A 26,710-nucleotide genomic window follows, 5' to 3' on the forward strand; every position below is an offset into this window, starting at 1 on the left:
TGCGCGCCTGGGGCGAGGGCTCACCCACCTCGCCTTCTACGCCGGACGGCCCAGCGCGAGGAGCGCGATCACCCGGCTCGAGGACATCGTCGAGAGCCGGGACGACGACTCCAGGACCCCGGAGTACCCGCTCGACAACGCAGGCGCCTCAGACGTGGCACCGGGTCCGTCAACTCCCCCTCGATTCAAGCAAGATCGGAAAGATTCCTGTGCGAGCGACAGTGATGTACGGTCCAGTATGCAACCGGAGCCCTTACCCGATCTGCCGTCCGATCCACGGCTGAACCCGTTTCATGCAGGGGGCCGCCCGGCACTCGGGCGGCCCCCTGCATCGCTGTGAGCGCCCGGTTCAGCGGACCGGCAGCACCGTGGTGTGTTCCTCGCGTACGGCCTGCAGGGAGCGGGGGTCGAGGCCCAGCAGGCTCAGGATCGTCGGGGCGATCTGCTTGGTCTGCACATGCGCCGAGTCGCGCACGCCGGCCGGGACCGAGGCTCCGGACACGACCAGCGGAACCGCGAGGTCGTCGGAGTGGCCGCCGCCGTGCTCGGCGATCTTCTTGGTGCCGCCGGTGTACACGACGCCGTACTGCGCGACGCCGAAGAGGTCGGGGACCCGGGCGTCGCCGGGCTTGACGTGGAAGTAGTCGGCGGCGGCCCGGCCTGCGTAGACCTTGCTGAGCCCGCTGCTGGTGTAGGCCTTGGGCTTGGCGTCGATGTCGGTGCCGGTGCCGTTCTGCGCGAGCAGGTACTTCTTGGCGAAGGCGGTGGCGGCCGGGGAACGGTCGGAGAGCCACAGCAGCATGGCGTCGTCGTCCACCGCGTGCGTCACCAGGTCGGCGGCGCCGGGGTGCAGCTTCTTCCAGGCGGCGTCGAGGCCGTCCAGCAGCGGGCCGTCGTCGACGCGGGTGAGCGCGGCGGGGTCGGTGGGCGACTGGCCGTGCTTGGCGGAGAGGATGACCGTGGTGCTCGCCGCAAGGTGCCGCTTGGCGATCTCGGCGGTCAGGGCGCCGATCTCCGCGTTGACGAAGTCGAGGTTCTTCACCAGCAGCGGGCCCGGGACGTTCTTCGCGGTGTAGCCGCCGGTGAGGCCGTCGGAGGCGGGCAGCTTCTGCGCGGTGGAGACGGACTGGAAGTTGAGGCCGAAGACCGCCGGGGTGCCGACCTTGTGGGTGCGGCTGTGGTCGTAGCCGTCGATCTCGTTGAGGACGGCCTTCACCTTGTAGCCGTCGTACTGCTCGGTGGCCTTGTTGTCCTTGGTCCAGTCGTCGCCGGTGGCATAGCCGAGGGCGTCGCTGTTGATCTCCGGGGTGAACAGGTCCTGGACGCCGGTGCCCGAGGGGCCGTCGAGGATCTCGTAGGCGGCGTGCTTGTCCGACCAGGCGGTGCGCAGACCGGCCTGGCGGGCCACCTCGAAGACGGTGTTCACCTTGAGGTAGGAGTGCGGGTAGACCGGCTTGCAGGTCTTCGGGTCGACGGGCAGCTTCGACGGGTTGATCAGGCTCTGCGGGCGCCCGGTCATCGACAGGATGCTGTCCGGCAGGCCCGCGAGGCCCTGGCCGGCGTCGATGGAGGCCTGGTTCTTGTCCAGGTCCTCGGTGAGGTCCACCTCGACTCCGGGCTTGACGCCCTTGCAGCTGGTGGTGCCCGCCGGGAGGAGCGCGGCGTTGTAGGTGTCGTCGTAGTAGACGCCCGTGGTGCCGGGGCTACCGCCGGTCGCCTGGGCGACCATGCCGGGGAAGGAGTCGGACGGCGTGGTCGTGGCGGCGTGGGTGAACTCCACACCGCCGCCGACCAGTTGGGCCAGCGCGGAGTTCGGGTGCCTGGCGGTGTACCAGGCCAGGTCCGACTGGTGCAGGCCGTCGACGGAGACCAGCAGGACGTGTCGGGTGGCGGCCGGGTGGTGGGAGGCGGCGAACGCGGCGGGCTGGGCGGCGGTCACCCCGGCGAGAACTCCGGTCGCGGCGAGAAGGGCTGCGGGCCTGACGTGGCGTCTGGACATCTGGTTTCTCCCGGGTGTTCGTTGCGGGCTGCGGGTGCCGGGCTCATCAGAGTCGCGCCTTGTGTACCGGATGCGGCGCATGTGTGAACACGCCCGGAATGAGCGGTCGGGTCTTCTCCAAGGGGAAATCAAGAGGAGGTACGGCTGCCGTCGGCGGCGACCGCGCGCGCAACCCGCCCGCGAGAAGCGGGCGAGCCCACGGTCACCGCCACTGCGCGGCCGTGGACGCTACGCCACGGACGGAGCGCGCCGTCGGCGGCGCTCCTGGACATGGGCGTACCCCGTCAGGCCGACCAGGACCGCGAGGAGTACGGCCGACGAGCCCGCCGTACCGAGGTCGAGGCCGCCCTTTGCGGTCGGCTTGGTGAGGAAGTCGCCGGCGGTGGCACCGAGGGGACGGGTCAGCACGAAGGCGATCCAGAAGAGCAGCACGTTCGGCACCGGGGGCACCTTCATCAGGGCGACGAGCACCAGCAGCACGCCGGTCACGAGCGCGGCCCCGCCGGCGTAGCCGAGGCCCGAACTGTCGGACAGGAAGTCGCCCATGGAGGTGCCGAGGGTGTTGGAGACGAGGATCGCCGACCAGAACAGCGCCTCCCCGCGGAAACTGACGATGTCCCGGATGACGAACGTCATCCCGGTCAGTTTCCACACGGCGAAGATGACGACCAGGATCGAGATCAGGATCGCCGCGCCGGTCGGGTAGCCGAGGCCGAGGCCCTGTGGTCCCCAGCCCAGTGAAGTGGCGCCGTTGGCAAGGTACTTGGTGCTGGCGTCTCGGTTCATGAAGTCGGACATCGTGGTGCCGGCCGTGCTGGTCGACAGGATGACCGTCCAGTAGAAGAACGGGTTGTAGCGCCTTGAGCGAAGCTGTACGACGAGGGTCACCACGAAGATCAGGAACAGCACGATCGTGGTGAGGAAGTAGCCGAGCTTCAGGGTCTGGGCGAAGAGGTCACCGGCCGTCTCGCCCAGGGTCGTCGCCGCGATCTTCATGATCCAGAAGGCGAGGGTGACCTCGGGCAGCTTCTTCGTCACCGACTTGACGGCGGCGACGGTCCGTTGGTGCGCACGGGGGACGTCGGTGTCGGTGAGGGCTTCCGGAATCTCCAAGGTGCCGGACGCTCCTGTTCTGTGTGGGGGGTGTGGAAGGGCGCCCGTTCCCGCGAGGGGAACAGGCGCCCTGTGACGCGTGGCCGGGCCGTGGGGGACGGCCGCCGGGTCCGACTCTGTCGATCAATTCCTGAACGCTTCCTGAACGCCTCCCCCGCTGTTCAGGCCGCCTGTCCCGCGGCGGGCTCGCGGTCGATGACGTCCTTGCGGGTCACCGTCAGGAACACCACCAGGCCGAGGATGACCGCCAGGAAGAGGACGCTGGTGACGACGGTGCCGAGGCCGAGCCCGCCGTCGCCGGTGGGCTGGGAGAGGTAGTCGCCGATCGAGGCGCCCAGCGGACGGGTGAGGATGTAGGCGATCCAGAAGCTCCATACGGCGTCCAGGCCGAGGGCGAAGTGGGCGATGCCGACGGCGGCGATGGCCAGGGCGAACAGGACGGCCGAGAGCCAGTAGCCGAGGTTCATCCGCTCGGAGACCAGATCGCCGGCCGCGGTGCCGAGGGCGAAAGTGAACAGCACGGCCAGCCAGTAGAAGGACTCGCGGCTGGTGGTGTCGATGCTGTGGATGGACAGGGTCCGCTCCCGCCGGTACCAGACGACGAACACGACGGCGAGGACGATCCCGAACACCGTGGTGGTCGTCTCCAGCGGCACGCCCATGTTGTCGGTCAGGTTGTCGCTGATCAGGGTGCCGACCACGCTGATCAGGGCCACGGCGAGCCAGTACACGCCCGCGCGGTAGGCGGCGGTGCGGAACTGGACGACCAGGACGACCGCGAGCAGCGCGCTCATCAGCACCGAGACGCCGGTCAGGCCGAGCCCGGCCTTCTCGTTGAGCAGGTCGGCCGCGGTCTCGCCGACCGTGGTGCACAGCACCTTGATCACCCAGAAGTACAGGGTGATCTCCGGAACCTTGTTGAGGCGCAGGCGGTGCGGGTGCCGGCCGGGACCGCCGGCGTCCGGTGCGGCTTCGGGTGTTTCGGACAGTTCGTAGGTCATGGGGCGTGACCCTGCCAGCCGTCACCTGAACGCATCCTGACTGCGCGGGCACGGCTACCGCCTGGAGCTCTGACGGGTCCCGGCGGGGTGGGAGCGTCCGGGTCCGCCTTCCGGAGCGGTTCGGCGATGTCGTGACCCGATCAGCGAGACGACTCCCGCGAGCAGAATTCCGAGGACGAGGCTGATGGGCCCGGTCCCCAATTGCATTCCGTCCCCATAAGGGGCGGGTACGGAGAGCCAGTCCGCGACAGAGGCGCCCAAGGGGCGGGTGATGGTGTAGGCGAACCAGAAAGCCAGGACTTCGTCGAGACGGAACCAGCGACAACCGGCCGCCGGAATCAGAATGATTCCCAGGAAGACGAACGACGAGGCCAGGGTGCCGAGTCCCAGGGTGACGGCCGCGAAATCGCCCGCGGCTGTTCCCAGGGCGAAGGTGCACAGGACGGTCAGCCAGTAGAACAGCTCGCGCAGACGGTTGTCGATGCTGTGCACGTCCAGGGTGCGCTGTGTCGCGTACCAGGCGGCGAAGACGGCGATCTGGACAGCCACCAGCATCAGCGTGGAGGCGTAGAGCGGCATCCCCAGATCCTTGTTCAGGAAGTCCGCCGACATCGTGCCGAAAATACTCACCGCCGTCACCGCGAGCCAGTAGACCCACGGAATGTATTTCCTCGTGGTGATCTGCACGGCCAGACACGCGACGAGCAGACCGAGGCCCATGAGCATCGCCAGATGCTGTCCGATGTAGTCGTTGAAGAAGACGTAGTCCGAGAAGGACTCACCGAAACCGGTGGTGCAGAGTTTCGCGATCCAGAAGATGAGGGTGATCTCCGGCACTTTCATGGCTGTGGTGGCTGCTCGTGTTCGCATTTCGCGAGGCTAAAAGTGCCGCAGGGACGGGCACATCCGACAATGGTGGCCACTTTCCGGCGGATGTAAGACCTTCGATTGACGCCCCCGGGACCGCCCTTCCGTAATGTCGGCGGGGTGAAGCACCTCCAGCCGACGCGCCGACTGCCGCGGGACCGCCCCTCGCTGTCGCTCGTCCTGCTCCTCGGGCCGCCCGTCCTGTGCGCCGTCGCCGCGGCGCACGAGCTGCTCTACAACCGGTCCGGGGTGCTGGACTGGGTGCTGGCGGTCACCGTGATCTGCCCCCTCCTGCTGCGCCGCCGCGCCCCCGTCCCGGTGTTCTGGTTCTGCTGGGCCGTGGCGATGGGGACCTGGGCGCTCGGTACGGTCTCGTTCTCCGAGTTCGCGGTGCTGGTCGCGCTCTACACGGTCGCCGCCCACCGCGGGCTGCGGCACTCGCTCGCCGCCGCAGCCGCCGTCGAACTCGGTGTCGTGCTGGTGGCGGTGCGCTTCGCCCCGGCCGCGAGCGTCAACGACGCCTTCGTCATCCTCAGCGGGCTGGGCGCCGCGGCGTTCTTCCTCGGCACGACCGTGCGGGCGCAGCGCCGCTACCTCGCCTCCATCGAGGACCGCGCGGAGCGTCTGGAACAGGAGCGCGCCCAGCAGGCGCAGCTCGCCGCGGCGGCCGAACGCACCCGGATCGCGCGGGAGATGCACGACATCGTCGCCCACGGCCTGGTCGTCGTCGTGGCGCTCTCCGAAGCGGCCGCCGCGACCACCGCGACCGATCCGGAGGGCGCCCGGGGGAAGATGCTCCAGGCCGCGTCGACCGGTCGGCAGTCCCTCGCCGGGATGCGCCGGCTCCTCGGTGTCCTGCGGGCCGACGACGGCGGCGAACGGGCCCCGCAGCCGGACCTCGGCTCGCTCGAGGCCCTGGTGGACGAGGCCCGCGGCACCGGCCTGGACGTCCGGCTGACCGAGACCGGCAGCCCGGGGACCCTGAGCGCGGAGGCACAGACGACGCTCTACCGGATCCTCCAGGAATCACTCACGAACGTCGTCAAGCACGCCCGGAACGCCTCGACCGTCGACGTCGTCCTGCACTGCGGCGACGACCTGGTCGGCTTCAGCGTCACCGACGACGGCAGACCGTCCCCCGCGAGCGGAGCCCGAGCAGGTGCCGGCAACGGACTGACCGGGATGCGGGAACGGGTCGCGATGTTCGACGGCGGCCTCCGGGCGGGACCCACCGGCTCCGGATGGACCGTCTCCGGAGAACTGAGGCTGGGGGAACCGCGATGACCATCTCGGTCCTGCTCGCCGACGACCAGGCGCTCGTCCGCATGGCCTTCCGCAGCCTCCTCGACACGATGCCGGGGATCACCGTCGTCGGCGAAGCCGCCAACGGGGACGAAGCCATCGAACTGGCCCGGCGCACCCTGCCGGACGTGGTGCTCATGGACGTACGGATGCCGGTCATGGACGGCATCGAGGCGACCCGGCGCATCACCTCCGGCACGGCCTCGCGCGTTCTCATCCTCACCACCTTCGACCTCGACGAGTACGCCTTCGAAGGCCTCCGCGCCGGAGCCTGCGGGTTCCTCCTCAAGGACGTCGTCCCGGCCGTACTGCAGGCGGCGATCCGGGCCGTGGCCTCCGGCGACGCCGTCCTCACCCCGCGCATCACCCGCGGTCTCGTCGACCGCTTCGCCCAGATCGCGCCCTGGCCCCGCGCCGACGACGCGGGCGCGCGCTTCGCCCACCTCACGGCCCGCGAACGGGAGGTGTTCCACCTCATCGCCGCCGGTCTCTCGAACGCCGAGATCGCCGAACACCTCTTCCTCACCGAGGCCACCGTCAAGACCCACATCACCCGCATCCTCACCAAGCTGGAACTCCGCGACCGGGTGCAGGTCGTGATCTTCGCCTACGAGCATCAGCTGCGCACGCAGGGCGGATAGCGGGTGCGCGGTACGGCGGAAGGTTCGCGGAGCCAGAACTCCGAGGGACGACCGCCTGTCCGGCCGGCGGCTCGCGGGTCTCTTGGTCTAGTGCGGAGCCACTGCCGGACCCCGGACGTCACTCAGTCTGTTCCGGGGAGGGTCCGGGGCAGTCCGAAGCGTGTCATGACGTCGGTGGTGAAGCCGGTGATGGTGGTGATCCGGTCGCCGGCAGTGGTGACGACCAGGAGGGCGTAGGCGCGGTGGACACTGGCGTGGGGGTCTGCCAGATACAGCGCGACGGCCGGCTGGCCGTTGGCGCGGGTGGGGACCACGCGGTAGGTGCGGCCGGGGCGGAAGGTGGAGGCGGCGAAGAAGCGCCGGGCTGTTTCGATGCCGCGGTATTCCAGCATGGCCGGGGGCATGGAGAGTTTCACGTCGCTGACGAGCAGTCCGATCAGGGCGTCCAGGTCGGCGCGTTCCAGGGCGTCGGTGAGCCGGGCGACGAGCCGGTGCTCGGCGGCGGTGTCGGGTCGGTGTGCCGGCCTGTGGTGGCCGGTGTCGCTGGAGTCGGCGAGGTGGTTGTCGACGGTGGCGCGGGCGCGCTTCAGGGCGCTTTGAACCGATTCCTGGGTGGCGTCGAGCATGTGGGCGACCTCGGCGGCGTGGTAGCCCAGGACGTCACGGAGGACGAGCACGGCGCGTTGGCGCGGGGGCAGCAGTTGCAGTGCGGTGATGAAGGCCAGGGAGATGGCCTCGGTGGTCTCGTAGCGGGCCTCCGGTCCGGGGCGCCGGTCGACGAGGTGGTCGAGCAGGACGTCGGGGTAGGGCTCCAGCCAGGGCGGGGCGTCGCCGGCGCCGGTGGGTTCGGGCAGAGTGGCCTCGGGCAGCGGCGGGGCGGTCCGGGGGCGCCGGCTGTCGGCGCGCAGCATGCTCAGGCACCGATTGGTCGCGATCTTGTAGAGCCAGGTCCGGAGTGAGGACTGCCGGCCGAAGTCGCCGAGGCCGCGCCAGGCGGACACGAGAGTCTCCTGAAGTGCGTCCTCGGCGTCCTGCAGAGATCCAAGGATGCGGTAGCAGTGCACCTGCAGCTCGTGGGAGTGGCCCTGGACCAGGTCGCGGAACGCGTTGTGGTCGCCGGCCCGGGCCCGGGCGATCAGATCCGTCGTGTCCCTCTCCATCGGCATGCGTCCTCGCTCTTCCGCCGTCCGCCGGGCGCTTTCGGCTCGCTCAACGGTAAAGACGCCGCGGGGCCCGCGAATTGGGCGGTGTCAGCGCGCCCAATTCCCGGCGGGGCCGACGTCTGCCCGATTGGAGGCGGTCCCGGTCCGGGACGCGCCCCGGATACAGAAGAGGACCACAGATCATGCCCAAGTACGTCTTCTCCTTCCGTGTGCCCTCCGGCTACGCGCCCGACGCCGGGACACCTGCCGAGTGGCAGGCCTGGTTCGCCGGGCTGGGCCCGGCCCTGGCGGACGTCGGCAACGCGGTGACCGGTTACGCCTCGCTCGGCGAGGTCGGCGGCAGCGGCTCCCGGATGGTCGCCTACTCGGTGGTGTCCGCCGACGACATGGACTCCGCGCTGGCGCTGGCCAAGGACTGCCCGGTGTTGCGGGTCGGCGGCGGGGTCGAGGTCGGCCCCGTGATGGAAGCCGCCGCGTCGTGAGCGACGCCATGACCGCGTCGACGGCGCCGCAGGCGGGGTCGTTCCTGGCGACCGGGCGCGGCAGGGTCACGCTGGCGCTGCTGTGCGCGGTGACGTTCCTGGACGTCGTGGACGGCTCGATCGTGAACGTCGCGCTGCCGACCATCCGGACGCATCTGGGGTTCTCGGTGCAGAACCTCCAGTGGGTGGTCAGCGGCTATCTGATCACCTACGGCGGGTTCCTGCTGCTGGGCGGTCGGGCCGGGGACCTGCTGGGGCGACGGCGACTGCTGATCGCCGGGACCTCGCTGTTCGCGGCCTCCTCGCTGGCCTGCGGGCTGGCCGACAGCCAGGGGCTGCTGGTCGGCGCCCGGCTCGCCCAAGGGTTCGGGGCGGCGATGATGTCACCGGCCGCGCTGTCCATCCTGACCACCACCTTCCGGGACTCCGACCGGCACAAGGCGCTGGGTGTGTGGGCCGGGATCAGCGGACTGGCCGCCGCGGTCGGAGTGTTCTTCGGCGGGCTGCTCACCCAGGACCTCGGCTGGCGATGGGTGTTCTTCGTGAACCTCCCACTGTGCGCGCTGGTGCTGCTCGGGGCCTTCCGGATCCTGAAGGCCGATCACGGCCGCTCCGTGCCGGGCGGTTTCGACGCGGTCGGCGCGGTGCTGGTCACCGCGAGCATGCTGCTGCTGATCTTCACCCTGGTGAAGGCGCCGGACGAGGGCTGGGGCGCGGGACGCACCATCGGCGGGCTGGCCGCCTCGGCGGTGCTGATGGCCGCGTTCGGGGTCAACGAGCGGCGGCGGGCCCATCCGCTGGTCCCGATGTCGATCTTCCGGATCAAGGGGCTGGCCGCGGCCGATGCCACCCAGGTGATCGCCTGGGCCGGGTTCTACTCGATGTTCTTCTTCGTCACTCTGTACATGCAGAACGTCCTGGGCTATTCCCAGTTGCGGACCGGGCTCGCGTATCTGCCAGTGACCGTCGGCATCGGGTTCGGCTCGGCCGTGGCGACGAAGATGTTCGTGCGGACCGGTACCCGTCCGGTCATCGTCTCCGGTGCGCTGCTCGCCGCCGGCGGCATCCTCTGGCTCTCCCGCATCCCGGTGGACGGCACCTACCTCGGCAACCTGCTCGCCCCGCTGGTGTTCATGGCGGCCGGGCTGGGGCTGCTGTACGCCGGTGTGCAGACGGCGGCGAACGCGGGCGTGCCGGAGGATCGGTCCGGGTTGGCCGCGGCTCTGATCACCACCTCTTTCCAACTCGGGTCAGCGCTCGGCCTGGCGGTGTTCACCGGGATCGCGACGAGCCGCACCAACCACCTGCTGGCCGCCCGCACCCCGCCCCCGGAGGCACTCACCGCCGGATTCCAGCGGGCCCTGCTCGTCAGCGCCCTCTGCCTCGTGGCAGCCGGAGCCATCGCGCTGCGCGCCTCCAACACCCGCGGCGAACCCACCACCACCCCAGAAACCCGGCAGGACCTGGAACCCTCCTACGACCCCGCGTAACCCGACACAGCGAGTTCCCGGGACGGCGTTCGACGCCGTCCCGGGAACTCGCAGGTGGAGGCGGGGAGTTCCGCAGCACCTGAATCAGCCGCTACCAGCCCAAAAGACCTGGTCAGAGTCCCCACAGTAAACACCTTGTAGCGTACTACGCGTATAGTTTCGCTGTGAGCAACTACAGTCCAGATACTGAAACGACAGGTTCGCAGTCCGGCGGGGTGCAGTCCGTGGACCGCGCCATCAGCGTGCTGGAGATTCTCGCGCAGCGCGGCGAGGCCGGGGTCAGCGAGGTGGCCGGCGAGATCGACGTGCACAAGTCGACCGCGTTCCGGCTGCTCGGGGCGCTGGAGGCGCGCGGGCTGGTGGAGCAGGCGGGTGAGCGCGGCAAGTACCGGCTCGGCTTCGGGATCGTACGGCTGGCCGGTGCGGTCACCGGGCGGATCGACATCACCCAGCAGGGCCGCCCGGTCTGCGAGCGCCTCGCCGAGGAGATCGGCGAGACGGTCAACATCGCGGTGATGCAGGAGCAGTACGCGATCAATCTGTACGAGGTCCGCGGCCCCGGCGCCGTCACCGCGCACAACTGGGTCGGTGAACTCACCCCGTTGCACGCCACCTCGAGCGGCAAGGTCCTGCTGGCGCACATGCCCGCCAAGGAGCGCGCCGCGCTGCTGGCGGAGGCCGGCCTGAAGAAGGTGACCCCGGGGACCATCACCTCGAAGACCAAGCTGGAGAAGAACCTCGCCGAGGCCCGGGAGCGCGGATACGCCTGGACGCTCGAGGAGTTGGAGGTCGGGCTGCACGCCGTGGCCGCTCCGGTGCGCAACCGGGACGGCGAGGTCATCGCCGCGGTCAGCGCCTCGGGACCGGCCTACCGGTTCACCGAGGAGCGGCTGCACGAACTCGCCCCGATCCTGGTCAAGGGCGCCGAGGAGATCAGCCACCGCATGGGCTACCTGGGCTGAGCCCACGTCACCCCTGCGGACCCCCCAGGCGCTCGTTCACCCAGTCGTGGAACGCGCCGATGTGATGCTCGCTGGGCACCAGCACCCCGCCCTTGGCGTACATCCGTGAGCTCATTCCGGGCTGTGTGCGCTCGCAGGCCTCGAAGTCCTGGCGGTTGACCCGGTCGAAGAGTTCCACGGACCGGCTGACGTCCTTGCCGCTCTCGACGACGTGCGGGAGGTAGAGCCAGTCGCACTCGACGATCGTGCGGTCGACGGCCACCGGGTACATCCGGTGGAAGATCACATGGTCGGGGACGAGGTTGATGAACACCTGCGGCTTGATGGTGATCGCGTAGTAGCGCCGGTCCTGGTCCTCGCTCACTCCGGGAATGCGGTCGAGCCCCTCCGAGCCGTCGACCGTGAATCCCTGGACCTCCTCGCCGAACTCGGCGCCGTGGCCGACGTAGTACTGGGCGGCGTAGCCGTCGGCGAACTCCGGGAGTACTTCGGTGAGTTCGGGGTGGATCGTGGCGCAGTGGTAGCACTCCATGAAGTTCTCGATGATGAGCTTCCAGTTGGCCTTGACGTCGTAGACGATGCGCCGGCCCACCGAGAGGTGGTCGATGTCGTAGTGCTCGAGGGACTCCACGTCGCCGAGCCGGGTGACGACCTCGCTGATGACGTCCTCGTCGAACGACGGCGGGTTCTCCGCCAGGTTGACCCACACATAGCCGAGCCATTCACGGACGGCGACGCTCACCAGTCCGAATTCGGTACGGCCGACATCCGGCATCTTCGTCAGGTTCGGCGCCGCGACGAGCTTGCCGTTCAGGTCGTACGTCCAGGCGTGGTACGGGCATTGGAAGGCGCGCTTGACCTCGCCGGCCTCCTCGGTGCAGAGCTTGGCGCCGCGGTGCCGGCAGACGTTGAAGTAGGCGCGTATGGAGTTGTCGCGGGCGCGGGTGATCAGGATGCTCTCGCGGCCCACGTCGACGGTCCGGAAGGCGCCCGGTTTGGCGAGTTCGGAGGAGCGCACGGCGCAGAACCACATCGTCTCGAAGATGCGTTCCTGTTCCTGGGTGAAGATTGCCGGGTCCGTGTAGGAGGAGCCGGGCAGGGTGGCGATCAGGCTGTCCGGCAGGCTGGTCGAGGTCACAGTGCACTCCTCGGAGAACGTCGTGGATCGGTCGGTCACGCGCCGGGAAGAGCGACTCCGGACGGCGTAGGTACGGGTCAACTCGGCGTGGCGGCAAGCTGCTTGCGCCACCGCATGAACAGCCGCGGCTGGTCCATCGCGAGCACGGCGACCGGCTGACCGCCGCACCGGTAGACGGCGAGGAAACTGCGGTCGCCCGGGGCGCCCTCCTCGACGGTCACACTGTCGGCACCGGCCGCGTGACCGGCGAACTGGATCTTCACGCCGTACTGGTCCGACCAGAAGTACGGCGGCCGGGGCACCCCCGGCTCCGCCGCCCCCCAGGACAGCAGCGCGGCCACCGCCGCGTCGGGCCGCTCCCGCGCCCCGGTCCAGTGCTCGACCCGCCGGTGCGAACCCGCCCGCGGGTCGTACCAGTTGGCACAGTCCCCTACGGCGACCACGCCGGCGACGCTGGTGCGGCCGTCCGCACCGCACTTGACGCCGTTGTCGAGCTCGACGCCGGAGCCTTCGAGCCAGTCGACGCACGGTCGCGCGCCCACTCCTACGACGACGATGTCGGCAGGGACCGTCCGCCCGTCCTCGAGGAGCACGGCGTCGACCCGGTCCTCCCCGCTCAGCCCTTTCACCCCGGCACCGCACAACAGCCGTACGCCGTGGGCCTCGTGGAGGGCGGAGACGATGCCGCCCATGGTCTCGCCGAGGGGGCCGGCGAGGGGGGTCGGTGCCGCTTCGATCACCGTCACGTCGAGTCCGAGGGCGTACGCGGTGGAGGCGACCTCGGCGCCGATGAAGCCGCCGCCGATCACCACCAGCCGTCCGCCCAGGGCGAGTTCGTCGCGCAGGGCGCGGGCGTCGTCCAGGGTGCGCAGGGTGTGCACGCCGGCCAGGCCGTCCGTGCCCGGCAGGTTCCGCGCCACCGCGCCGGTCGCGAGGACGACCCCGTCGGCCCGGACCTCACGGCCGTCGTCGAGGAGCAACACCCGTTCCGCGCCGTCGACTTGGAGGGCGACGGCACGGGCACCGAGCAGCCACTCGGCGCGCAGGTCCTCGTCGTCCGACTCCAGCGCGAGATCGGCCTCGCCGAGGGTGCCCGCCAGGAACTCCTTGGACAACGGCGGTCTGTCGTACGGGCGATGGGGTTCGTCGCCGATGACGACGAGCCGTCCGTCGTAGCCCTGTTTCCGCAGCGAGCGCGCCGCCGACAGCCCGGCCAGCGAGGCGCCGACCACGGCCACGGTCCTCACGCGGGTCCGCCGGCGAGCCGGGACGCGACGCAGGGCGGCAGGTTCGGGGCGTCCGTGGACGGCACGACGTAGATCATGCCGTCCTGGACGAGCACTTCATGGGTACGCACCGGGCGCTTGGCCGGCGGGGCATCGACCGCTCCCGTCCGCAGGTCGAACTTCGAAGCGTGCAGCGGGCATTCCACCTCGCAGCCCTCCAGCCAGCCGTCGGCGAGCGAGGCGTCCTGGTGGGTGCACGTGTCGTCGATGGCGAAGACCTCGCCGTCGTCGGTGTGGAACACCGAAACCGGCGGATCGATGTCGAGCCGGTAGGCCTCGCCTCGCGGCAGATCCACGAGAAGGCACGCGGGAATCATCATGACACCTCGGTGCGTATAGCGAAACGGATTGCGGTAAGCGCAACGTCAGTTTGAGGGCGCCCCCAAACCCTTGTCAAGGCATCCAGAGGACAGGTGAACCCCGGACTCAACGTTGCCTCTCACGCAACTTGCTGCACTATAAGCAACTCGGCATCGACGTCGGCCCCTGTCGCTCAGCCCCCGTGGCCTCCGCGCAGGCGGGCCTCCCTGCGGGCGTGGGCGCGGCGGCCGGAGAGGCGCCAGAGGAGGCGGGCGGGGGCCGGGGCCTTGGTGAGGAGGGTGCGCTGTTCTTCGGGGGTCGCCACGGCCATCAGGGCGCTGAAGGCGCGCAGCAGGTGCTTCTTGTCCAGCTTCGCCAGGCTGATCTCGCCGAGTTCCTCCCATTCGGCGACGCTCAGATGCTCGGCGGCCAGCGGGAGGACGGTGTTCTCCTCCTCGTCCATGTGCGCGGTCAGCACCGAGCCCAGTTCGGTGAGTCGATCGGCGACCTGGTCGGCGAGGGGCGGTCGGGGGTCGGCGGCCAGGCCGTCCAGCGCGCTCCGCACCTCCGTGACCAGTTCTTCGAGGCGGTGGTGCTGTTCCTCCATGCGCGCGACCGCCTCGGCCCGTACTCCCGTCCGTGCCGTGAGCAGGGGCCAGAGGTACTCGTCCTCGCTGGTGTGGTGGGCCTCCAGGCCCATGAGCATGAACCGCACCGCGTCGACGACCAGCGCGGCCCGCGCGGTGTCGCCGGGGCGCAGCCCGCGCACCAGGTCCGGCAGTTCCGCGCAGGACTGCCGGAAGGTGCGGTGCACCACGACCATGTCGTGGACATCCGGTTTCGAGGTGACTACGTCGGACATGGCGCTCCCTAGCCCTTGCTCAGCTGTACGTGGAATCGGTGTGCCAGGTCCGTCAGCTCGTCCGCGTTCCGCGCGGTCTGCTGCAGGTCGACTAGGACCTCGTCGGCGCCGGCCGCGTGGGCGGCGAGCAGGTAGTCCGAGACCTGGACGACGGTTCCCCGGTACGGAACGGCGTCGGTCGGCGCGGCCTCGGCCGTCACCGCGGGGTTGACCCGGACGACGGTGCGCAGGGCCCCGGGGTCACGTCCGGCCACCTCCGCGAACTGCCGGATCTGGCTGATGACGTAGGCGAGTTGGGGCACCGGGAGGGCGACTCCGGCCCAGCCGTCCGCGCGGCGGCCGATGCGTTCCAGCGTGGCCGGGGTGAAACCGCCCAGGAGGACCGGCGGGCGGGGGCGCTGCACGGGGAGGGTCTCGATGTGCGCGCTCGGGATGGTCCACAGCTCCCCCTTGTACTCGGCCGGGGAGCCGGACCAGACGTGTTCCAGGACGTCCAGGATCTCCTCCAGCCGGGCTCCGCGCCCGCGCCACGGGACCCCGATGGCCTCGTACTCGTCGGACGACCAGCCGAGCCCGAACCCGACGTCGAGCCGTCCCCCGCTGAGGATGTCGACGGACACCAGCGAGCGGGCCAGCAGGAGCGGGGAGTAGAAGGGCGCGTTGAGCGTGCTGGTGCCGAGGCGGAGCCGTCGGGTGGCGTGGGCCAGGAAGGACAGGGTGACGACGGGGTCCAGGAAGGTGCGGTACTCCTCCGGTACGGGACCTCCGCCGGGATAGGCGTCCTTGGGGTGCGTGGGCACGAGGGCCCGGTCGCCCACCCACAGGCTGTCGAAGCCGATCGCCTCGACGTCGGCGGCGAACCCGGAGAGGGTGGCGGGGTCGGCGAACAATCCGTACTGGGGAGCTCCCAGTCCGATCTTGAGCAAGTCAGTCACCTGATTCGAGAAACTGGTGCGGTCCGTTCTCGGATCACCGTGCCCGACGCGGATCGACGTCCGGTCGACGCCGGGTGAAAGCGGCGTCGACCCGGCGGGCGAGCGGGCTCAGCGCCCCGCCGCTTCCTTCCGCAGCCGGTCGCTGACCTCGTACACGTGCTCCGCCGCGGAGATGTCGACCTCGGCCCGGTCCGAGCTCAGCGCGGTGAACAGGCGGGCCACCTCCTGAAGGAAGTAGGCCGGGCTGTTCGGGTCGTCCTCCGCGCCGGCGACCGACTCCGACTCGGAGAAGAACTCGGCGGCCTCCGCGGTCTGCCCCCGGTCCACCAGGACGACCGACAGCAGCCGGGTGGACAGGAAGTGCGTCACCCGGTCCTCGCCGTGACGCGCTCGCCGGATTCCCTCCCGCAGATCGGTCTCCGCCGCCGTCAGGTCACCGCGGATGTAGCCGAGCCAGGCCCGGATGTGCCGGGTCTGCGCCTGCCACACCCGGTCGCCGGCCAGTTCGGCCGCCGTGACCGCCCGGTCCGTGAGGCGTTCCAGTTCCCGCTGGTGCGCGGGCCCGGCGAAGAGCCCGCTCGACACGATCACCGACAGCGCGGCGACGACGATCCGCGACGCGCCGGGAATGTCGCGCAGCACCCTGGAGAACACCGAGACCAGCAGCGTGTGTTCGGCCAGCAGCCAGGCACGCGCCTCCTCCGCGCCGGCGAACCGCAGTCCGGTCAGCGGCACGGGGAAGATGTGGACGCTGAGCGAACCGGCCTGCTCGGTCGCGCTCATGGCCTGGAGCAGGGTGGCGTGCAGGAACATCGTCAGCCGTACGAGGGCCGCCTCTCGGTCCGCCGCCGGGTCCTCGCGGTCGGCACGGCGGGCGGCGAACGCCCGTACCAGATCGTGGAACCGGTAGCGGTCGGCGGAATGCGGTTCGAGCAGACCGGCCTCCACCAGATGCTCCAGCTGGTCCTCGGTCTCCGCCTCCGGCTGGTCGAGCAGTACGGCCGCGACCGCGACCGGGAAGTCGGCGGCGTCTAGCAGCGCGCACAGACGCATCGCCCGGGCCCGCGCGGGGGCGAGGGCGCGATAGCCGACCTGGAAGGTGGCCTCCACCGAGATGCCGCCGGCCCGCAACTCGTCGAGCTGGTGCTCCTCGGCGCGCAGCCGCAGCAGCTGCGCGCCGAGCCCGCGTCCGGGACGGGCCGCCGCGCGGGCACCGATGATGCGCAGCGCCAGCGGCAACTGCCCGCAGGCGTGCACCAGTTCCAGCGCGAGGTCCGGGTCGGCGGCGATCTCGGCGTCGCCGGTGAACCGACCCAGCATGGCCACCGCCTCCTGCTGGTCGGGCACCGGCACCTCGAAGCGCGTCGCGCCCGCCGGTACGAGCGACCGGTGCCGGGTGGTGATCAGCGCGGCGTTGCCCGGTGTGCCCGGGAGCAGCGGTGTCACCTGGGCGGTGTCGTGCGCGTTGTCCAGGAGCACCAGGATCCGCCGGTCGGCGGTCAGGGTGCGGTAGGCCCCGGCGCGGGCGGTGGGCGTCGAGGGGATCGCGGCGGCGGGCATGCCGAGCGCGAGGAGGAAGTCGACCAGTACGTCGGCGGGATCGGCGGGTTGGCCGCCGTCGCCCCGCAGGTCGACGTAGAGCTGTCCGTCCGGGTAGTCGCCGCGGATGCCGTGGGCGAGGCGCAGCGCGAGCGCGGTCTTCCCCACACCGCCGATACCGCTGAGCACCGCGAGCGCGACGGCTTCCCCGCTGGGCCGCAGCGCCAGCCGGAGCCGCTCCCCCAGCCGCTCTCGCCCGACGAAGTCGCCCGGCGCCGGGGGCAGTTGCTGCGGACGGACACCGGCCGGGACCTTCTCGGCCGGGGCGGTCGTCACCTGGTCGGTGTCGGGGGCGGCGCCCGGCTCGACGGGGTCGGGCTCGGTGCCGGCGAGGACGCGGGTCTGCAACTCGCGCAGTTCCGGTCCCGGGTCCATGCCCAGTTCGGCGACCATGGTGTCGCGGGCGGCGGCGTAGACGGCCAGGGCCTCCGCCGTCCGCCCGGCGCGGTGGAGGGCGCGCATGCGGAGCGCGTACAGGTCCTCCCGCAGGGGATGGTCGGCGATCAGTGAGATCAGTTCCGTCGCCACGCGGGCGTGCTCGCCCAGTTCGTCGGCGCATCCCAGCCGCGCCACCTGGGCGTTCAGCCGCAGCTCGGCGAAGCGTCGGCGGTGCCGCTGGGCGTAGGGACCGGGCACCCCGGACAACGGCTCCCCCGACCACAGCGCCAGCGCGGCGTCGAACGCGCGCAGGGCGGGGCCGGTCTGCCGGTCGGCCCGCAGTTCCTCGCCGTCACGGATGAGCCGCTCGAAGCACAGGGCGTCGACGGCCCGCTCCGGGATGTCGAGCCGGTATCCGCCCTGCGTGGTCTCCAGCCGGGACCGCTCCTCGCCCAGCGAGAGACGGATGCGGTACACGTACGTCTGCACCGAGCGCGCCGCGTTGCCGGGCGGTTCCTCCCACAGCGCGTCGACCAGGTCGTCGAGACCGCACTGCCGCCCTTCCGCGAGCAGCAGCCGCACCAGGACCGCGCACTGCAGCGGACTGCCCAGATCCAGCGGACGCCCGTCGTGCCGACCGCTCAACGACCCCAGCAGCCCGAACGCGTACCCCTCCACCGCCGTTGCCACCTGCCGGATTCTAGCGGCCTGAAACCTCCTCATCTGCGCGTCCTCGATGCCCAGGAGTTAGGGTGCAGATGGCTCGCGAAGGGGACACGAGGGGGGCTCGCGTTGGATCGTGCGGCAGGAGAGGACCTGGAAGCCGGGCCGGGCGAGAGCGTGGCGCGTGCGGTGCTGCCTCCGTCGCTGGGTCCACGGCTCGGGCTGATCGGGGTGCTCGCCGCGCTGGTGGTCGTGGTGATCGGGGTGCTGTACTCCGGGCACAGCGCGCCGGGTGCGGTGGACCGGTGGATCTTCCCGCCGACGGCGGACAGTGTGCGGGCGCCGTGGCGCCAAGTCGCCCTGGTGCTGGACTTCTTGGGGGAACCCGTGGGGTCGGCGTTGGTGATCGCGGGCTGTGTGGTGGGCTGTCTGATGTTTCGGCGGCCCCGGGCGGCCCTGCTCGTCGTCGCCGGGGCCGGGGTGACCGTGGGGACGACCACGGTGCTCAAGCATGTGGTGGGGCGGACCATCCACGGGCCCGGCAACCTGTCGTACCCGAGCGGGCACACCGCCTTCGCCACCGCGCTCGCCCTCATGGCGGCGCTGCTCGCGACGGACCGGCTCGGCCTCGGGAGGGCGGCCGGTACGTCACTCGTGCTCGGGGCGGGGCTGGTGGCCGGCGCGGTCATGGGCTGGGCGGAGGTCGGGCTGGGCGCGCACTACCCGACCGACGCGCTCGGCGGCTGGTGCACCGCGCTGGCGGTGATTCCGGCGACCGCCTGGCTGGTCGACCGGGCGGCCGACCGGCTGGGTGACCGGCCCTCCCGCAGGACGGCCGACGCCGGTCGGCGCGAGCGCCCCTGACGCCACGTCACCTCACGCCAGGCGGCGGAACACCGGCTTCACCGCCCGCCCGGCCAGCCAGGGGGTGGGGTCGGCGGCGTCCAGTGCCTTGCGGTACACCGCGCAGGCCTGGGCCACCACGTCGACGGTGCGGTCGATGTCCTCGTCGTCGAGTGCGCTGCTCACCACGAAGGACGGGGCGAGCACTCCGCCCGCGAGGAGCCGGCGCAGGAACAGGGTGCGGTACTGCTGCGACGGTTGCAGGTTCTCGTCGAGGGTGGCGAAGACCAGGTTGCTGGCCCGGCCCCGGACGACGACGTGGTCGCCCACGCCCATGGCCTCCGCGGCGTCGCGGACTCCGGCGGCCAGCCGCTCGCCGAGGGTGTGCAGCCTCGCGGTGATGCCCTCCTCGACATAGGTGCTCTGCACGGCCATCGCGGCCGCCAGGGAGTGCGTCTCGGCGCCGTGCGTGGTGGACAGGAGGAACACCCGGTCGCCGGTGGTGTCGCGCAGCCCGCCGCGCTCCATCAGGTCGCGGCGACCGGCCAGCGCGGAGACGGCGAATCCGTTGCCCAGCGCCTTGCCGAACGTGGAGAGGTCGGGAACGACGCCGTAGAGGCCCTGGGCGCCCGCCTCGGACCAGCGGAAGCCGGTGATCATCTCGTCGAAGATCAGTACGCAGCCGTGGCGGTCGGCCAGTTGGCGCAGGCCCGCGAGGTAGCCGGGCGGGGGCTCGGTGTGGGTGGCGGGTTCGAGGATCAGGCAGGCGATCTCGTCCGGGTAGCGGGCGAGCATCTCCTCCGTGGCGGCGAGGTCGCCGTAGGGGAAGGACGCGATGAGCTCGGTGGTCGTCGACGGGATGCCGGCGGACATCGGGGTGGTGCCGATGAACCAGTCGTCGACGGAGAAGAACGGGTGGTCGGAGCAGAGGGCCACCCGTGAGCGGCCGGTGGCGGCGCGGGCGAGGCGGACCGCGGCGGAGGTGGCGTCGGAGCCGTTCTTCGCGAACTTCACCATCTCGGCGGTCGGCACGGTGGCGAGGAAGCGTTCGGCGGCCTCGACCTCCACGATGGACGGCCGGACGAAGTTGCTGCCGCGGCCGAGTTCGCGCCGCACCGCCTCGATCACGCGCGGGTGGGCGTGGCCGAGGCTGACCGACCGAAGGCCGGAGCCGTACTCGATGTAGCGGTTGCCGTCGACGTCCCACACGTGGGCACCGCTGCCGTGGCTGATGACCGGGGCCAGGTTCTCGGGGTACTGGTCGTCGCCCTTGGCGTAGGTGTGAGCGCCCCCGGGGATCAACGCGTGCAGCCGCTCGTTGGCCGTCCGCGACAGGGGCAGGTCAAGCACTTCGGTGTCCACGAGGACCTCAACTTTCTCTGTGCTTCAGGACCTCGGCGAGGCTCGGCGCCTCACGGTCCCGCTGGGACATCAGTGCAACCGGCAGCGGCCAGGGAATGGCCAGCTCCGGGTCGTCGAAGGCGATGGTCACGTCCTCGGTCGGATCGTGTGGTCGGTCGATCCGGTACGAGGTGTCGGCGGTATCGGTCAGTGCTTGAAAACCGTGCCCGCAGCCCGCGGGAATGTAAAGAGTTGGTTGTGATTCTCCTGTGAGTTCAAAGGAGGTCCAATTGCGGTAGGTCGGCGAATCCGGCCGCAGATCCACGAGGACGTCGAAGATCCGCCCGTACGAGCAGCGCACCAACTTGGCCTCACCGGCGCCGGATCGCAGATGCAGGCCGCGCACCACACCCCGGACCGAGCGGGACAGGCTGTCCTGGACGAAGGCGTCGGGGTCGATCCCCACCGAGCGGACCACGTCGGCGTCGAACGTGCGGCAGAAGAAGCCGCGTTCGTCGGTGTACGGCGTCGGCTCGAAGAGGAACGCGCCCGCGATCTCCGGGACTTCGGTGGCTTTCATGGAGACTCCTGCCGGGCTGGTACGTGGGTGTGGCGGGTCGCGGGGAACACGGCCGCGGTCAACGAGCTGAACTGGTCCTGGAGTTGGCGGGCGGCGGCCTGGTTCCGCTCGGCGAGGGTCTGCCGGAGTTCGGGCGATCGCTTCTCCAGCGCCCGGAATTGCTCCAGCAACCGGTCGGCGTCGACCTCGCGCGCCGGGTGGCAGTACGCGCCGAGGCCCATGCGCTCCATGAGCGCGTCGCTCTTCGCCGCGTAGCTGAGCGCGAGCACCGGTGTGCCGGTCTTCAGCGCGCAGATCAGGTTGTGGTACCTGACCGCCACTACGGTGTCGGCGGCGGTCATCTCCCTCATCAGGTCGTCCAGGGAGGTCGGTTCGGCCGCGGTGACCAGGGGTGAGTCGACCGCTTCGAGGATCGCGGCGACCACCGTGGCGTCGCACTGGTCGCCGGTGAGCAGCCGGACCGGCCGGCCCTCCTCGACCAGCGTGCGGACGAACCGGATCGTCCCGTCGAGATAGCGGCCGTAGATCTCGTCGGCGCGGGCGCGGTCGTCGTTGCCGCCGTGGAAGTCCATGACGCCGACGCAGACCGTGCCCGGCACGTCCGAGGGCGCGCTCGCGGATGGTGACGGGAGGGAGAACGCGAGGTCCGGGTAGACCTCGTCGCGCGCTGTGTCCACGCCCATCGCCCGCATCGCGTCCCGGGACTGGGCGTCCCGGTAGGACCGGTAGGCGGCCAGCCGCCCCGACCAGCGGACCAGGGCGCGGGTGGGCCGGTTGCGGATCTCGGCGGCGCCGACGCTGACCAGCGCGACCCGGGTGCGCGTCAGCTTCCCGCTCGCGCAGAGCAGGAACAGGGAGTACGGGAAGCCCCAGGGCCGTAGCGGCAGGGTGGCTTCGAGGACGCCCATGCCCGGCACGATCACCACGTCGTGGCGGCGTACCCAGGCGGCGGTGCGGAAGATGTCGACGAACTTGCCCAGACCCTTGGCCGCGATCGAGCCGAGGCGGGACGCGGTGCGGTACTCGGCGCGGTTCCAGTGCATCCGGGTGGCGGGGATCCCGAACCGGGCCGTCACGGCCTCGGGCCCGCCGCACAGGGCGTCCACGACCGCGTCCGGGTGGTCGGCGCGGAGGTAGCCGAGGACGGCTTCGAGGGACCCGTCGTTGCCGAGGTTGCCGGAGCCGAGCAGGCCGAACACCCCGACGCGCACCGGCAGTTCGGGCGCGGACGTCATGCGTGCCTCCCCTCGCGGCCGGCGACCAGGGCGTCGACGGAGACCGTGAGCTGGGCGGGGTCGACCGGGGCGCGGTCCTCGACGCGCTCGCCTGCGCCCGGGCGGACCCGGCTGGTCATCCAGGAAGCGAGGTGGCGGTAGCACGCGCGCCGGTCGGCCGGGGACAGCGGTGCCCGCCGGATCGCGGAGGCGAAGCCCCAGATGTACTCGGCGAGCAGGCGGGGCGTCGGGTGCAGCGCGCCCGCCCGGCGCGGGTCCAGGTTGACGCAGCGGGCGCGCTTGGAGGGGTTGGCGCGTTCGGCGCGGGTGGGGTGGTCGCGGCGGAAGTAGAGGAGTTCCGGGACCTGGTGGAAGCGTCCGTGCAGGGTGATCTCGGCGACGAAGGTGCGGTCCGCATGGTGGTAGCTGTCCATCGGCTTCACCCGGCGCAGCATGTCGGCCCGCATCACGCCGTAGAAGTCGTCGCCGCCCGGCTCGAACAGCAGACTGCGGAAGCGCTCCGGCGCGCTCGGGGAGCCGGTGGCGAGCGTGTACTCGTACGGGACCGTCACCTGGCCGTCGCCGTCGATGACCGCCTGGTCGGTGTGGGCGAGGATGACGTCCGGCCGCTCGTCCAGGGCCTCTATGCAGCGCGTCAGCAGGTCGCGGCCGTAGAGGTCGTCGTGCGAGGCCCACTTGAAGAGCTCGCCGCGGGACTCGGCGAAGACGTGGTTGTGGTTCGGGGTGGCGCCGATGTTGCGGGGCAGCCGGAGGTAGCGGATGCGGGAGTCCTGCGCGGCGTACTTGCGGCAGATGGCCTCGGTGCCGTCGGTCGAGGCGTTGTCGGAGACAACCAGTTCGAAGTCCTCGTAGGTCTGGCCGAGGAGGGCGTCGAACGACTCGGCCAGGTACTCCTCGCCGTTGTACACGGGCAGGCCGATGCTCAGCCTCGGTCGGTCGGTCATGAGGTCCTCACTTCGGGGATGGGTTCGCGGTGGTGCTCGCGCAGGGCGGAGCGCAGTTGCAGCCACCACACGGCCGAGCCGCTGATGGTCGCGGCGGCGACGCCCCAGGCCGAACCGGCCGTACCGCCGAGGGCCGCGCCACCGAGTCCGCCGCCGACGTAGCAGGCGGAGGCGAACAGCTGGCAGCGCAGGCTGCGGCGGGCCGCGCCGAGCGCGCGCAGTCCGGCCGCGGCACCGGTGCCGAGGCCCGCTCCGGCGACGCTGAGGGTGATCTGCACGATGAGGTGCGAGGAGGAGTGCCAGACGTCGCCGAGCGCCAACTCGCCGAGCCTGCCCGGCATCAGCAGCAGCGCCGAGCCCCAGAGCAGGGCTCCGGTGGCCTGTCCCCCGCCGAGGTAGAGGCAGAACCTGCCCAGTCGGTGCGGGGCCTGCCGCAGCACCCGGGCCGCCTCCGGGACGGTGACCAGCGAGAGCCCCATGAGTACGGCGAGGAAGGGGCCGAGGAGAAGTTCGGCGCCGCGCACCGCGCCCACCGCGCCCACTCCGACGATCACGCCGAGGCCGTACGCCCGGAGTTGGCTCGCGCCGCTGAGGCTGACGTTCTCGACCAGGTACCGGTAGCCGAGGTCGCGCTGTTCGCGCAGCCAGCCGCGGGCCTCGGTCATCCGGGGCCGGATGCCGGACTGGACGCAGCCGTATCCGGCCGCGACCGTGGCGGACGCGCCCCAGGCGAGCACGAAGGCGGCCACGGTGTCGACATGGGCCGCCACCACCATGGCGGGGATCAGCGCGATGCCCCACACGATGTCGTTGACGAACGCCTTCCGGCCGTCGCCCGCGGCGAAGAACGAGAACCGCCAGGCGTCCTGGAGCAGCAGCCCCGGCATCATCAGACCGAGGGCGGCGAACGCGGGCCCGACCCGGCCGCCGAGCCCGAGCCCGGCCGCCAGGCACAGCACGCCGAGGGCCGAACCGACGCAGAGCGCGGTACCCGTCGAACGGGCCACCGCCCCGCGCCAGGACGCCTGCGGCACTCCGCTGAAGCGGACCACGAGCGGGTCGGTGGCCAGGCCGCGCGAGACGTTGAGCACCACGCCGTAGGTCACCCAGGCGAGGCTGAACACGCCGAACGCGGTGACCCCCAGCGAGCGGGCCACGTAGATGCCCACCGCGAAGTTGCTGATGCTGGAGGCCGCCTGGTCGGCCAGTCCCCAGGAGAGCCGGCCGACGAGGGCCCGTTTGGCGGACCGCACCGGCGCCGCCTTCTCCCCGTCGGTGGTCGTCGATGTCATGTCTTGATCAGTCCGGCCTCGTGCAGGGCGTCGGCCGCTGTGGCGACGCTGTCGAACGGGAGCCCGGACCGCTCGGCGACGTCCAGCAGACTGTGCTCGCCGTCGGAGAGGTTGAGCACCCAGAGCATGGCCATCTGCGCCTGCTTGGTGTCGCTGCGGCCGCCGAGCGCGTCGTACAACCCCCGCCGGCCCAACTGCGGTTCGCCGTAGGGGCTGAGGTTGAGGTAGCGCCGGTTGCGGTCGAGAACGGTGAAGGCCTCGCGGCAGACGGCGAGGGTGTCGGCCATCGCCTCCGGGGAGACGAAGTCCGGGTTGTCCGCCGAGGTGTGGTACTCGGGGTACCCGGCGTACGGGGTCCGGCTGAGCGAGCCCACGCCGAGGTTGAACCCGGGTGAGCAGTACTGCCGCTCGTCGTAGCCGTACGGCGTGAACTCGTTGATGTGGTGCGGTCGTTCGGACGCGGCCAGTACATGCTTCAGCACCCGGTCGATCTCCGCGTCGCCGCGTCTGCTCTGTTTGTACGTCAGTCGGCCCGTGTCCCCGGCGCAGGCCAGCACGAGCCCGTGCTTGACCCGCTCGATCCGCTCCGCGTTGCGGGCCAGCCAGGTGATCGCCCCGATGGTGCCGGGCGCGTAGATGAACCGGTAGGTGTAGTAAGGCGTTTGCTCCGCCAGCGCGCGGGCCAGGAAGGTCGCGACCGCGATGCCGGCCAGGTTGTCGTTGGCCAGCGACGGATGGCAGGTGTGGCAGGAGACGATGACCTCGTCGGCCACCTGTCCGGGGACGACGTGCTCGGCGTAGGTGAGGTGGCCGTCGGCGAGGGTCGAGTCGACGCGGACCTCGTAGTCGCCGTCGGGCAGCGCGTCCAGGGTCTCCTGGGCCAGGCAGAATCCCCACTCCGGCTTGTAGTAACTCGTGCGGTACGGCACCCAGTTCGGGTGGTCCGGCAGCGTGTGCAGGTGTTCGCGCAGCTCGGTGAGCGGCATGGTCCTCGACACCGGGACGCTGTAGCCGAGCACGTGCAGGCTGTTCGCGGCGAAGTCGACGACCCGTCGGCCCGTGCTGTCGGCGATGTACGCGTCCCGGATGTTCCACTCCTGTGGAACGGTCCAGTCGAGCACCTGCGTCCCGGTCGGCACCTCGTGCACCTGCAACGGGACGTACTCGCCGACGATGTCCAGGGTGGCGCGCACGCCGTCGCCGGTGATGCTCCGGCAGAGCGGGTACAGCCGCTCCACCAGTGCGTGCATCTCCTCGCCCACAGCGGTCATCGGCGCCACCGCAGGGTGTCGTCGACGGTGCCGGCCTCGGAGGCCGCCTTGAGCACGGCGAGGCGGGTGAAGCGCTGCTCGAAGTCCTCCCGGGTGAGGTCGAACTTCCGGTAGGCGTCGGCGAGTTCGAGGGCGCCCTGCTTGACCGTCCACTCGCAGTCGAAGTCGGGGACCGCGTTGCGGAAGCGGGAGAAGTCCACGCGGTACGAGCGCGGGTCGGCGCCGTTCTCGCCGGTGATCACGACCTTCGCGCCGGACACCGCCTCGGCGACCTGTTCGGCGATCTCGGCGACGGTGACGTTGTTGATCTCGCTGCCGATGTTGAACGCCCGGTCGTGGACCGCCTCGCGCGGCGCGGTGAGCGCGGCCGTGAAGGCGCGGGCGATGTCGGCGGCGTGCACGAGCGGGCGCCAGGGCGTGCCGTCGGAGAGGACCAGCACCTCGCCGGACAGGAGCGCGTGGCCGACCAGGTTGTTCAGCACGATGTCGGCACGCAGCCGGGGCGAGTAGCCGAAGGCGGTGGCGTTGCGCATGAACACCGGGGTGAAGTCGTCGTCGGCCAGCGCGTGCACGTCGTCCTCGACCCGCACCTTCGACTCCGCGTACGGCGTCACGGGGCGCAGCGGGGCGTCCTCGGTGACCAGGTCGTCGCCGCCCGAGGCGCCGTAGACGGAGCAGGTCGACGCGTACAGGAAGCGCCCGACTCCCGCGTCGCGGGCCAGCTTTGCCAGTCGTACGGACGCGTGGTGGTTGATGTCGTAGGTGAGTTCCGGGGCCAGCGAACCCAGCGGGTCGTTCGACAGCGCGGCCAGGTGGATCACCGCGTCGAACCCGGCCACGTGCTCGGCGGTGAGGTCGCGCAGGTCCACCCGTACCCCGGGCGGGTCGGCGGGCTGCGGGCCGAGGACGGAGTCGGCGAACAGGCCGGAGTCGAGGCCGGAGACCTCGTGTCCTGCGGCGGTGAGGACGGGTGCCATCACGGTGCCCAGATATCCCTGGTGTCCGGTCAGTAGTACGCGCAAG

24 protein-coding genes are annotated in these 26,710 nt (G+C 71.0%); 6 read left to right on the forward strand and 18 right to left on the reverse strand.

What is annotated here, in order from left to right:
* Nucleotides 1-349: 349 nt before the first annotated feature.
* The 4 genes from SSP08S_RS21085 to SSP08S_RS55620 form a co-directional block, all read right to left on the reverse strand.
* The gene (locus SSP08S_RS21085) at nucleotides 350-1,999 is read right to left on the reverse strand and encodes an alkaline phosphatase family protein (protein WP_026178694.1); all 1,650 of its coding nucleotides are present in this window, start codon (nucleotides 1,997-1,999) and stop codon (nucleotides 350-352) included.
* 228 nt (nucleotides 2,000-2,227) lie between these two features.
* Complete coding sequence (locus tag SSP08S_RS21090) at nucleotides 2,228-3,112, reverse strand: COG4705 family protein (RefSeq protein ID WP_019069614.1); 885 nt, start codon at nucleotides 3,110-3,112, stop codon at nucleotides 2,228-2,230.
* Between the two features lie 161 nt (nucleotides 3,113-3,273).
* Complete coding sequence (locus tag SSP08S_RS21095; protein WP_019069615.1) at nucleotides 3,274-4,113, reverse strand: COG4705 family protein; 840 nt, start codon at nucleotides 4,111-4,113, stop codon at nucleotides 3,274-3,276.
* A 54-nt stretch (nucleotides 4,114-4,167) separates the two neighbouring features.
* On the reverse strand, nucleotides 4,168-4,983 hold the full coding sequence (locus tag SSP08S_RS55620; protein ID WP_078532479.1) for a COG4705 family protein: 816 nt from the start codon (nucleotides 4,981-4,983) through the stop codon (nucleotides 4,168-4,170).
* Nucleotides 4,984-5,100: 117 nt separating this feature from the next.
* On the opposite strand from SSP08S_RS55620, the gene SSP08S_RS55625 reads away from it, so the two are divergent.
* Both SSP08S_RS55625 and SSP08S_RS21110 read left to right on the forward strand, forming a co-directional pair.
* Entirely contained in the window at nucleotides 5,101-6,264 is a 1,164-nt protein-coding gene (locus tag SSP08S_RS55625; RefSeq protein ID WP_019069617.1) for a sensor histidine kinase, read from the forward strand.
* Complete coding sequence (locus SSP08S_RS21110; RefSeq protein WP_019069618.1) at nucleotides 6,261-6,923, forward strand: response regulator; 663 nt, start codon at nucleotides 6,261-6,263, stop codon at nucleotides 6,921-6,923. Before SSP08S_RS55625 ends, SSP08S_RS21110 begins: the two co-directional genes overlap by 4 nt.
* A 122-nt stretch (nucleotides 6,924-7,045) precedes the next feature.
* Here SSP08S_RS21110 and SSP08S_RS21115 read toward each other — a convergent pair whose 3' ends face one another.
* Nucleotides 7,046-8,083: an RNA polymerase subunit sigma-70 gene (locus SSP08S_RS21115; protein ID WP_019069619.1), complete on the reverse strand. Its 1,038-nt coding sequence runs from the start codon at nucleotides 8,081-8,083 to the stop codon at nucleotides 7,046-7,048.
* A 185-nt stretch (nucleotides 8,084-8,268) separates the two neighbouring features.
* Between SSP08S_RS21115 and SSP08S_RS21120 the strand changes: the two genes are divergently transcribed.
* The 3 genes from SSP08S_RS21120 (at nucleotide 8,269) to SSP08S_RS21130 (ending at nucleotide 11,020) form a co-directional block, all read left to right on the forward strand.
* The gene (locus SSP08S_RS21120) at nucleotides 8,269-8,568 is read left to right on the forward strand and encodes a hypothetical protein (protein ID WP_019069620.1); all 300 of its coding nucleotides are present in this window, start codon (nucleotides 8,269-8,271) and stop codon (nucleotides 8,566-8,568) included.
* Nucleotides 8,565-10,058: an MFS transporter gene (locus tag SSP08S_RS21125; RefSeq protein ID WP_019069621.1), complete on the forward strand. Its 1,494-nt coding sequence runs from the start codon at nucleotides 8,565-8,567 to the stop codon at nucleotides 10,056-10,058. The genes SSP08S_RS21120 and SSP08S_RS21125 overlap by 4 nt, the downstream gene beginning before the upstream one ends.
* 215 nt (nucleotides 10,059-10,273) lie before the next feature.
* On the forward strand, nucleotides 10,274-11,020 hold the full coding sequence (locus SSP08S_RS21130; RefSeq protein WP_019069622.1) for an IclR family transcriptional regulator: 747 nt from the start codon (nucleotides 10,274-10,276) through the stop codon (nucleotides 11,018-11,020).
* A 7-nt stretch (nucleotides 11,021-11,027) separates the two neighbouring features.
* On the opposite strand, the gene SSP08S_RS21135 is transcribed toward SSP08S_RS21130, so the two are convergent.
* From SSP08S_RS21135 to SSP08S_RS21160, 6 genes are all read right to left on the reverse strand, one after another.
* The gene (locus tag SSP08S_RS21135; RefSeq protein ID WP_019069623.1) at nucleotides 11,028-12,158 is read right to left on the reverse strand and encodes an aromatic ring-hydroxylating oxygenase subunit alpha; all 1,131 of its coding nucleotides are present in this window, start codon (nucleotides 12,156-12,158) and stop codon (nucleotides 11,028-11,030) included.
* A gap of 77 nt (nucleotides 12,159-12,235) precedes the next feature.
* Entirely contained in the window at nucleotides 12,236-13,405 is a 1,170-nt protein-coding gene (locus SSP08S_RS21140; RefSeq protein ID WP_019069624.1) for an NAD(P)/FAD-dependent oxidoreductase, read from the reverse strand.
* Nucleotides 13,402-13,764 (reverse strand): bifunctional 3-phenylpropionate/cinnamic acid dioxygenase ferredoxin subunit, encoded by a 363-nt coding sequence (locus SSP08S_RS21145; protein WP_019069625.1) that lies wholly within the window; start codon nucleotides 13,762-13,764, stop codon nucleotides 13,402-13,404. Before SSP08S_RS21145 ends, SSP08S_RS21140 begins: the two co-directional genes overlap by 4 nt.
* A gap of 173 nt (nucleotides 13,765-13,937) precedes the next feature.
* Complete coding sequence (locus tag SSP08S_RS21150; RefSeq protein ID WP_019069626.1) at nucleotides 13,938-14,606, reverse strand: hemerythrin domain-containing protein; 669 nt, start codon at nucleotides 14,604-14,606, stop codon at nucleotides 13,938-13,940.
* Between the two features lie 8 nt (nucleotides 14,607-14,614).
* Complete coding sequence (locus SSP08S_RS21155; RefSeq protein ID WP_026178696.1) at nucleotides 14,615-15,541, reverse strand: TIGR03619 family F420-dependent LLM class oxidoreductase; 927 nt, start codon at nucleotides 15,539-15,541, stop codon at nucleotides 14,615-14,617.
* A gap of 108 nt (nucleotides 15,542-15,649) precedes the next feature.
* The gene (locus SSP08S_RS21160; protein ID WP_245607928.1) at nucleotides 15,650-18,208 is read right to left on the reverse strand and encodes an AfsR/SARP family transcriptional regulator; all 2,559 of its coding nucleotides are present in this window, start codon (nucleotides 18,206-18,208) and stop codon (nucleotides 15,650-15,652) included.
* A 102-nt stretch (nucleotides 18,209-18,310) separates the two neighbouring features.
* Here SSP08S_RS21160 and SSP08S_RS21165 point away from each other — a divergent pair, with 102 nt between their 5' ends.
* Nucleotides 18,311-19,045, forward strand: a complete 735-nt coding sequence (locus SSP08S_RS21165) for a phosphatase PAP2 family protein (RefSeq protein ID WP_245607929.1) — start codon at nucleotides 18,311-18,313, stop codon at nucleotides 19,043-19,045.
* Nucleotides 19,046-19,057: 12 nt separating this feature from the next.
* Here the strand turns inward: SSP08S_RS21165 and SSP08S_RS21170 are convergent, their stop codons facing one another.
* Genes SSP08S_RS21170 through SSP08S_RS21200 form a run of 7 tightly spaced genes read right to left on the reverse strand, consistent with a single transcriptional unit; the run spans nucleotide 19,058 to nucleotide 26,709 of the window.
* Nucleotides 19,058-20,386 carry a glutamate-1-semialdehyde 2,1-aminomutase gene (locus SSP08S_RS21170; protein WP_019069630.1) on the reverse strand — a complete coding sequence of 443 codons (1,329 nt, stop codon included), beginning with the start codon at nucleotides 20,384-20,386 and terminating at the stop codon, nucleotides 19,058-19,060.
* Nucleotides 20,387-20,393: 7 nt separating this feature from the next.
* On the reverse strand, nucleotides 20,394-20,945 hold the full coding sequence (gene rfbC, locus SSP08S_RS21175; RefSeq protein ID WP_019069631.1) for a dTDP-4-dehydrorhamnose 3,5-epimerase: 552 nt from the start codon (nucleotides 20,943-20,945) through the stop codon (nucleotides 20,394-20,396).
* Complete coding sequence (locus tag SSP08S_RS21180) at nucleotides 20,942-22,180, reverse strand: polysaccharide pyruvyl transferase family protein (RefSeq protein WP_019069632.1); 1,239 nt, start codon at nucleotides 22,178-22,180, stop codon at nucleotides 20,942-20,944. The genes rfbC and SSP08S_RS21180 overlap by 4 nt, the downstream gene beginning before the upstream one ends.
* On the reverse strand, nucleotides 22,177-23,124 hold the full coding sequence (locus SSP08S_RS21185; RefSeq protein WP_019069633.1) for a glycosyltransferase family 2 protein: 948 nt from the start codon (nucleotides 23,122-23,124) through the stop codon (nucleotides 22,177-22,179). Before SSP08S_RS21185 ends, SSP08S_RS21180 begins: the two co-directional genes overlap by 4 nt.
* The gene (locus tag SSP08S_RS21190; RefSeq protein WP_019069634.1) at nucleotides 23,121-24,416 is read right to left on the reverse strand and encodes an MATE family efflux transporter; all 1,296 of its coding nucleotides are present in this window, start codon (nucleotides 24,414-24,416) and stop codon (nucleotides 23,121-23,123) included. Before SSP08S_RS21190 ends, SSP08S_RS21185 begins: the two co-directional genes overlap by 4 nt.
* The gene (locus tag SSP08S_RS21195; protein ID WP_439654578.1) at nucleotides 24,413-25,687 is read right to left on the reverse strand and encodes a DUF4910 domain-containing protein; all 1,275 of its coding nucleotides are present in this window, start codon (nucleotides 25,685-25,687) and stop codon (nucleotides 24,413-24,415) included. The genes SSP08S_RS21190 and SSP08S_RS21195 overlap by 4 nt, the downstream gene beginning before the upstream one ends.
* On the reverse strand, nucleotides 25,684-26,709 hold the full coding sequence (locus SSP08S_RS21200) for an NAD-dependent epimerase/dehydratase family protein (RefSeq protein ID WP_026178697.1): 1,026 nt from the start codon (nucleotides 26,707-26,709) through the stop codon (nucleotides 25,684-25,686). Before SSP08S_RS21200 ends, SSP08S_RS21195 begins: the two co-directional genes overlap by 4 nt.
* Nucleotide 26,710 lies beyond the last annotated feature (1 nt).

Origin of the sequence: Streptomyces hokutonensis (assembly GCF_000376565.1) — a bacterium.
GTDB classification, from domain to species: Bacteria; Actinomycetota; Actinomycetes; order Streptomycetales; family Streptomycetaceae; genus Streptomyces; species Streptomyces hokutonensis.

Coding starts and splice junctions, on each gene's coding strand:
- SSP08S_RS21150 (WP_019069626.1), bottom strand. CDS start 14,606: ATGTCCGACGTAGTCACCTCGAAACCGGATGTCCACGACATGGTCGTG.
- SSP08S_RS21110 (WP_019069618.1), top strand. CDS start 6,261: ATGACCATCTCGGTCCTGCTCGCCGACGACCAGGCGCTCGTCCGCATG.
- SSP08S_RS21145 (WP_019069625.1), bottom strand. CDS start 13,764: ATGATGATTCCCGCGTGCCTTCTCGTGGATCTGCCGCGAGGCGAGGCC.
- SSP08S_RS21195 (WP_439654578.1), bottom strand. CDS start 25,687: ATGACCGCTGTGGGCGAGGAGATGCACGCACTGGTGGAGCGGCTGTAC.
- SSP08S_RS21185 (WP_019069633.1), bottom strand. CDS start 23,124: ATGACCGACCGACCGAGGCTGAGCATCGGCCTGCCCGTGTACAACGGC.
- SSP08S_RS21180 (WP_019069632.1), bottom strand. CDS start 22,180: ATGACGTCCGCGCCCGAACTGCCGGTGCGCGTCGGGGTGTTCGGCCTG.
- rfbC (WP_019069631.1), bottom strand. CDS start 20,945: ATGAAAGCCACCGAAGTCCCGGAGATCGCGGGCGCGTTCCTCTTCGAG.
- SSP08S_RS55620 (WP_078532479.1), bottom strand. CDS start 4,983: ATGCGAACACGAGCAGCCACCACAGCCATGAAAGTGCCGGAGATCACC.
- SSP08S_RS21115 (WP_019069619.1), bottom strand. CDS start 8,083: ATGGAGAGGGACACGACGGATCTGATCGCCCGGGCCCGGGCCGGCGAC.
- SSP08S_RS21190 (WP_019069634.1), bottom strand. CDS start 24,416: ATGACATCGACGACCACCGACGGGGAGAAGGCGGCGCCGGTGCGGTCC.
- SSP08S_RS21120 (WP_019069620.1), top strand. CDS start 8,269: ATGCCCAAGTACGTCTTCTCCTTCCGTGTGCCCTCCGGCTACGCGCCC.
- SSP08S_RS21085 (WP_026178694.1), bottom strand. CDS start 1,999: ATGTCCAGACGCCACGTCAGGCCCGCAGCCCTTCTCGCCGCGACCGGA.
- SSP08S_RS21095 (WP_019069615.1), bottom strand. CDS start 4,113: ATGACCTACGAACTGTCCGAAACACCCGAAGCCGCACCGGACGCCGGC.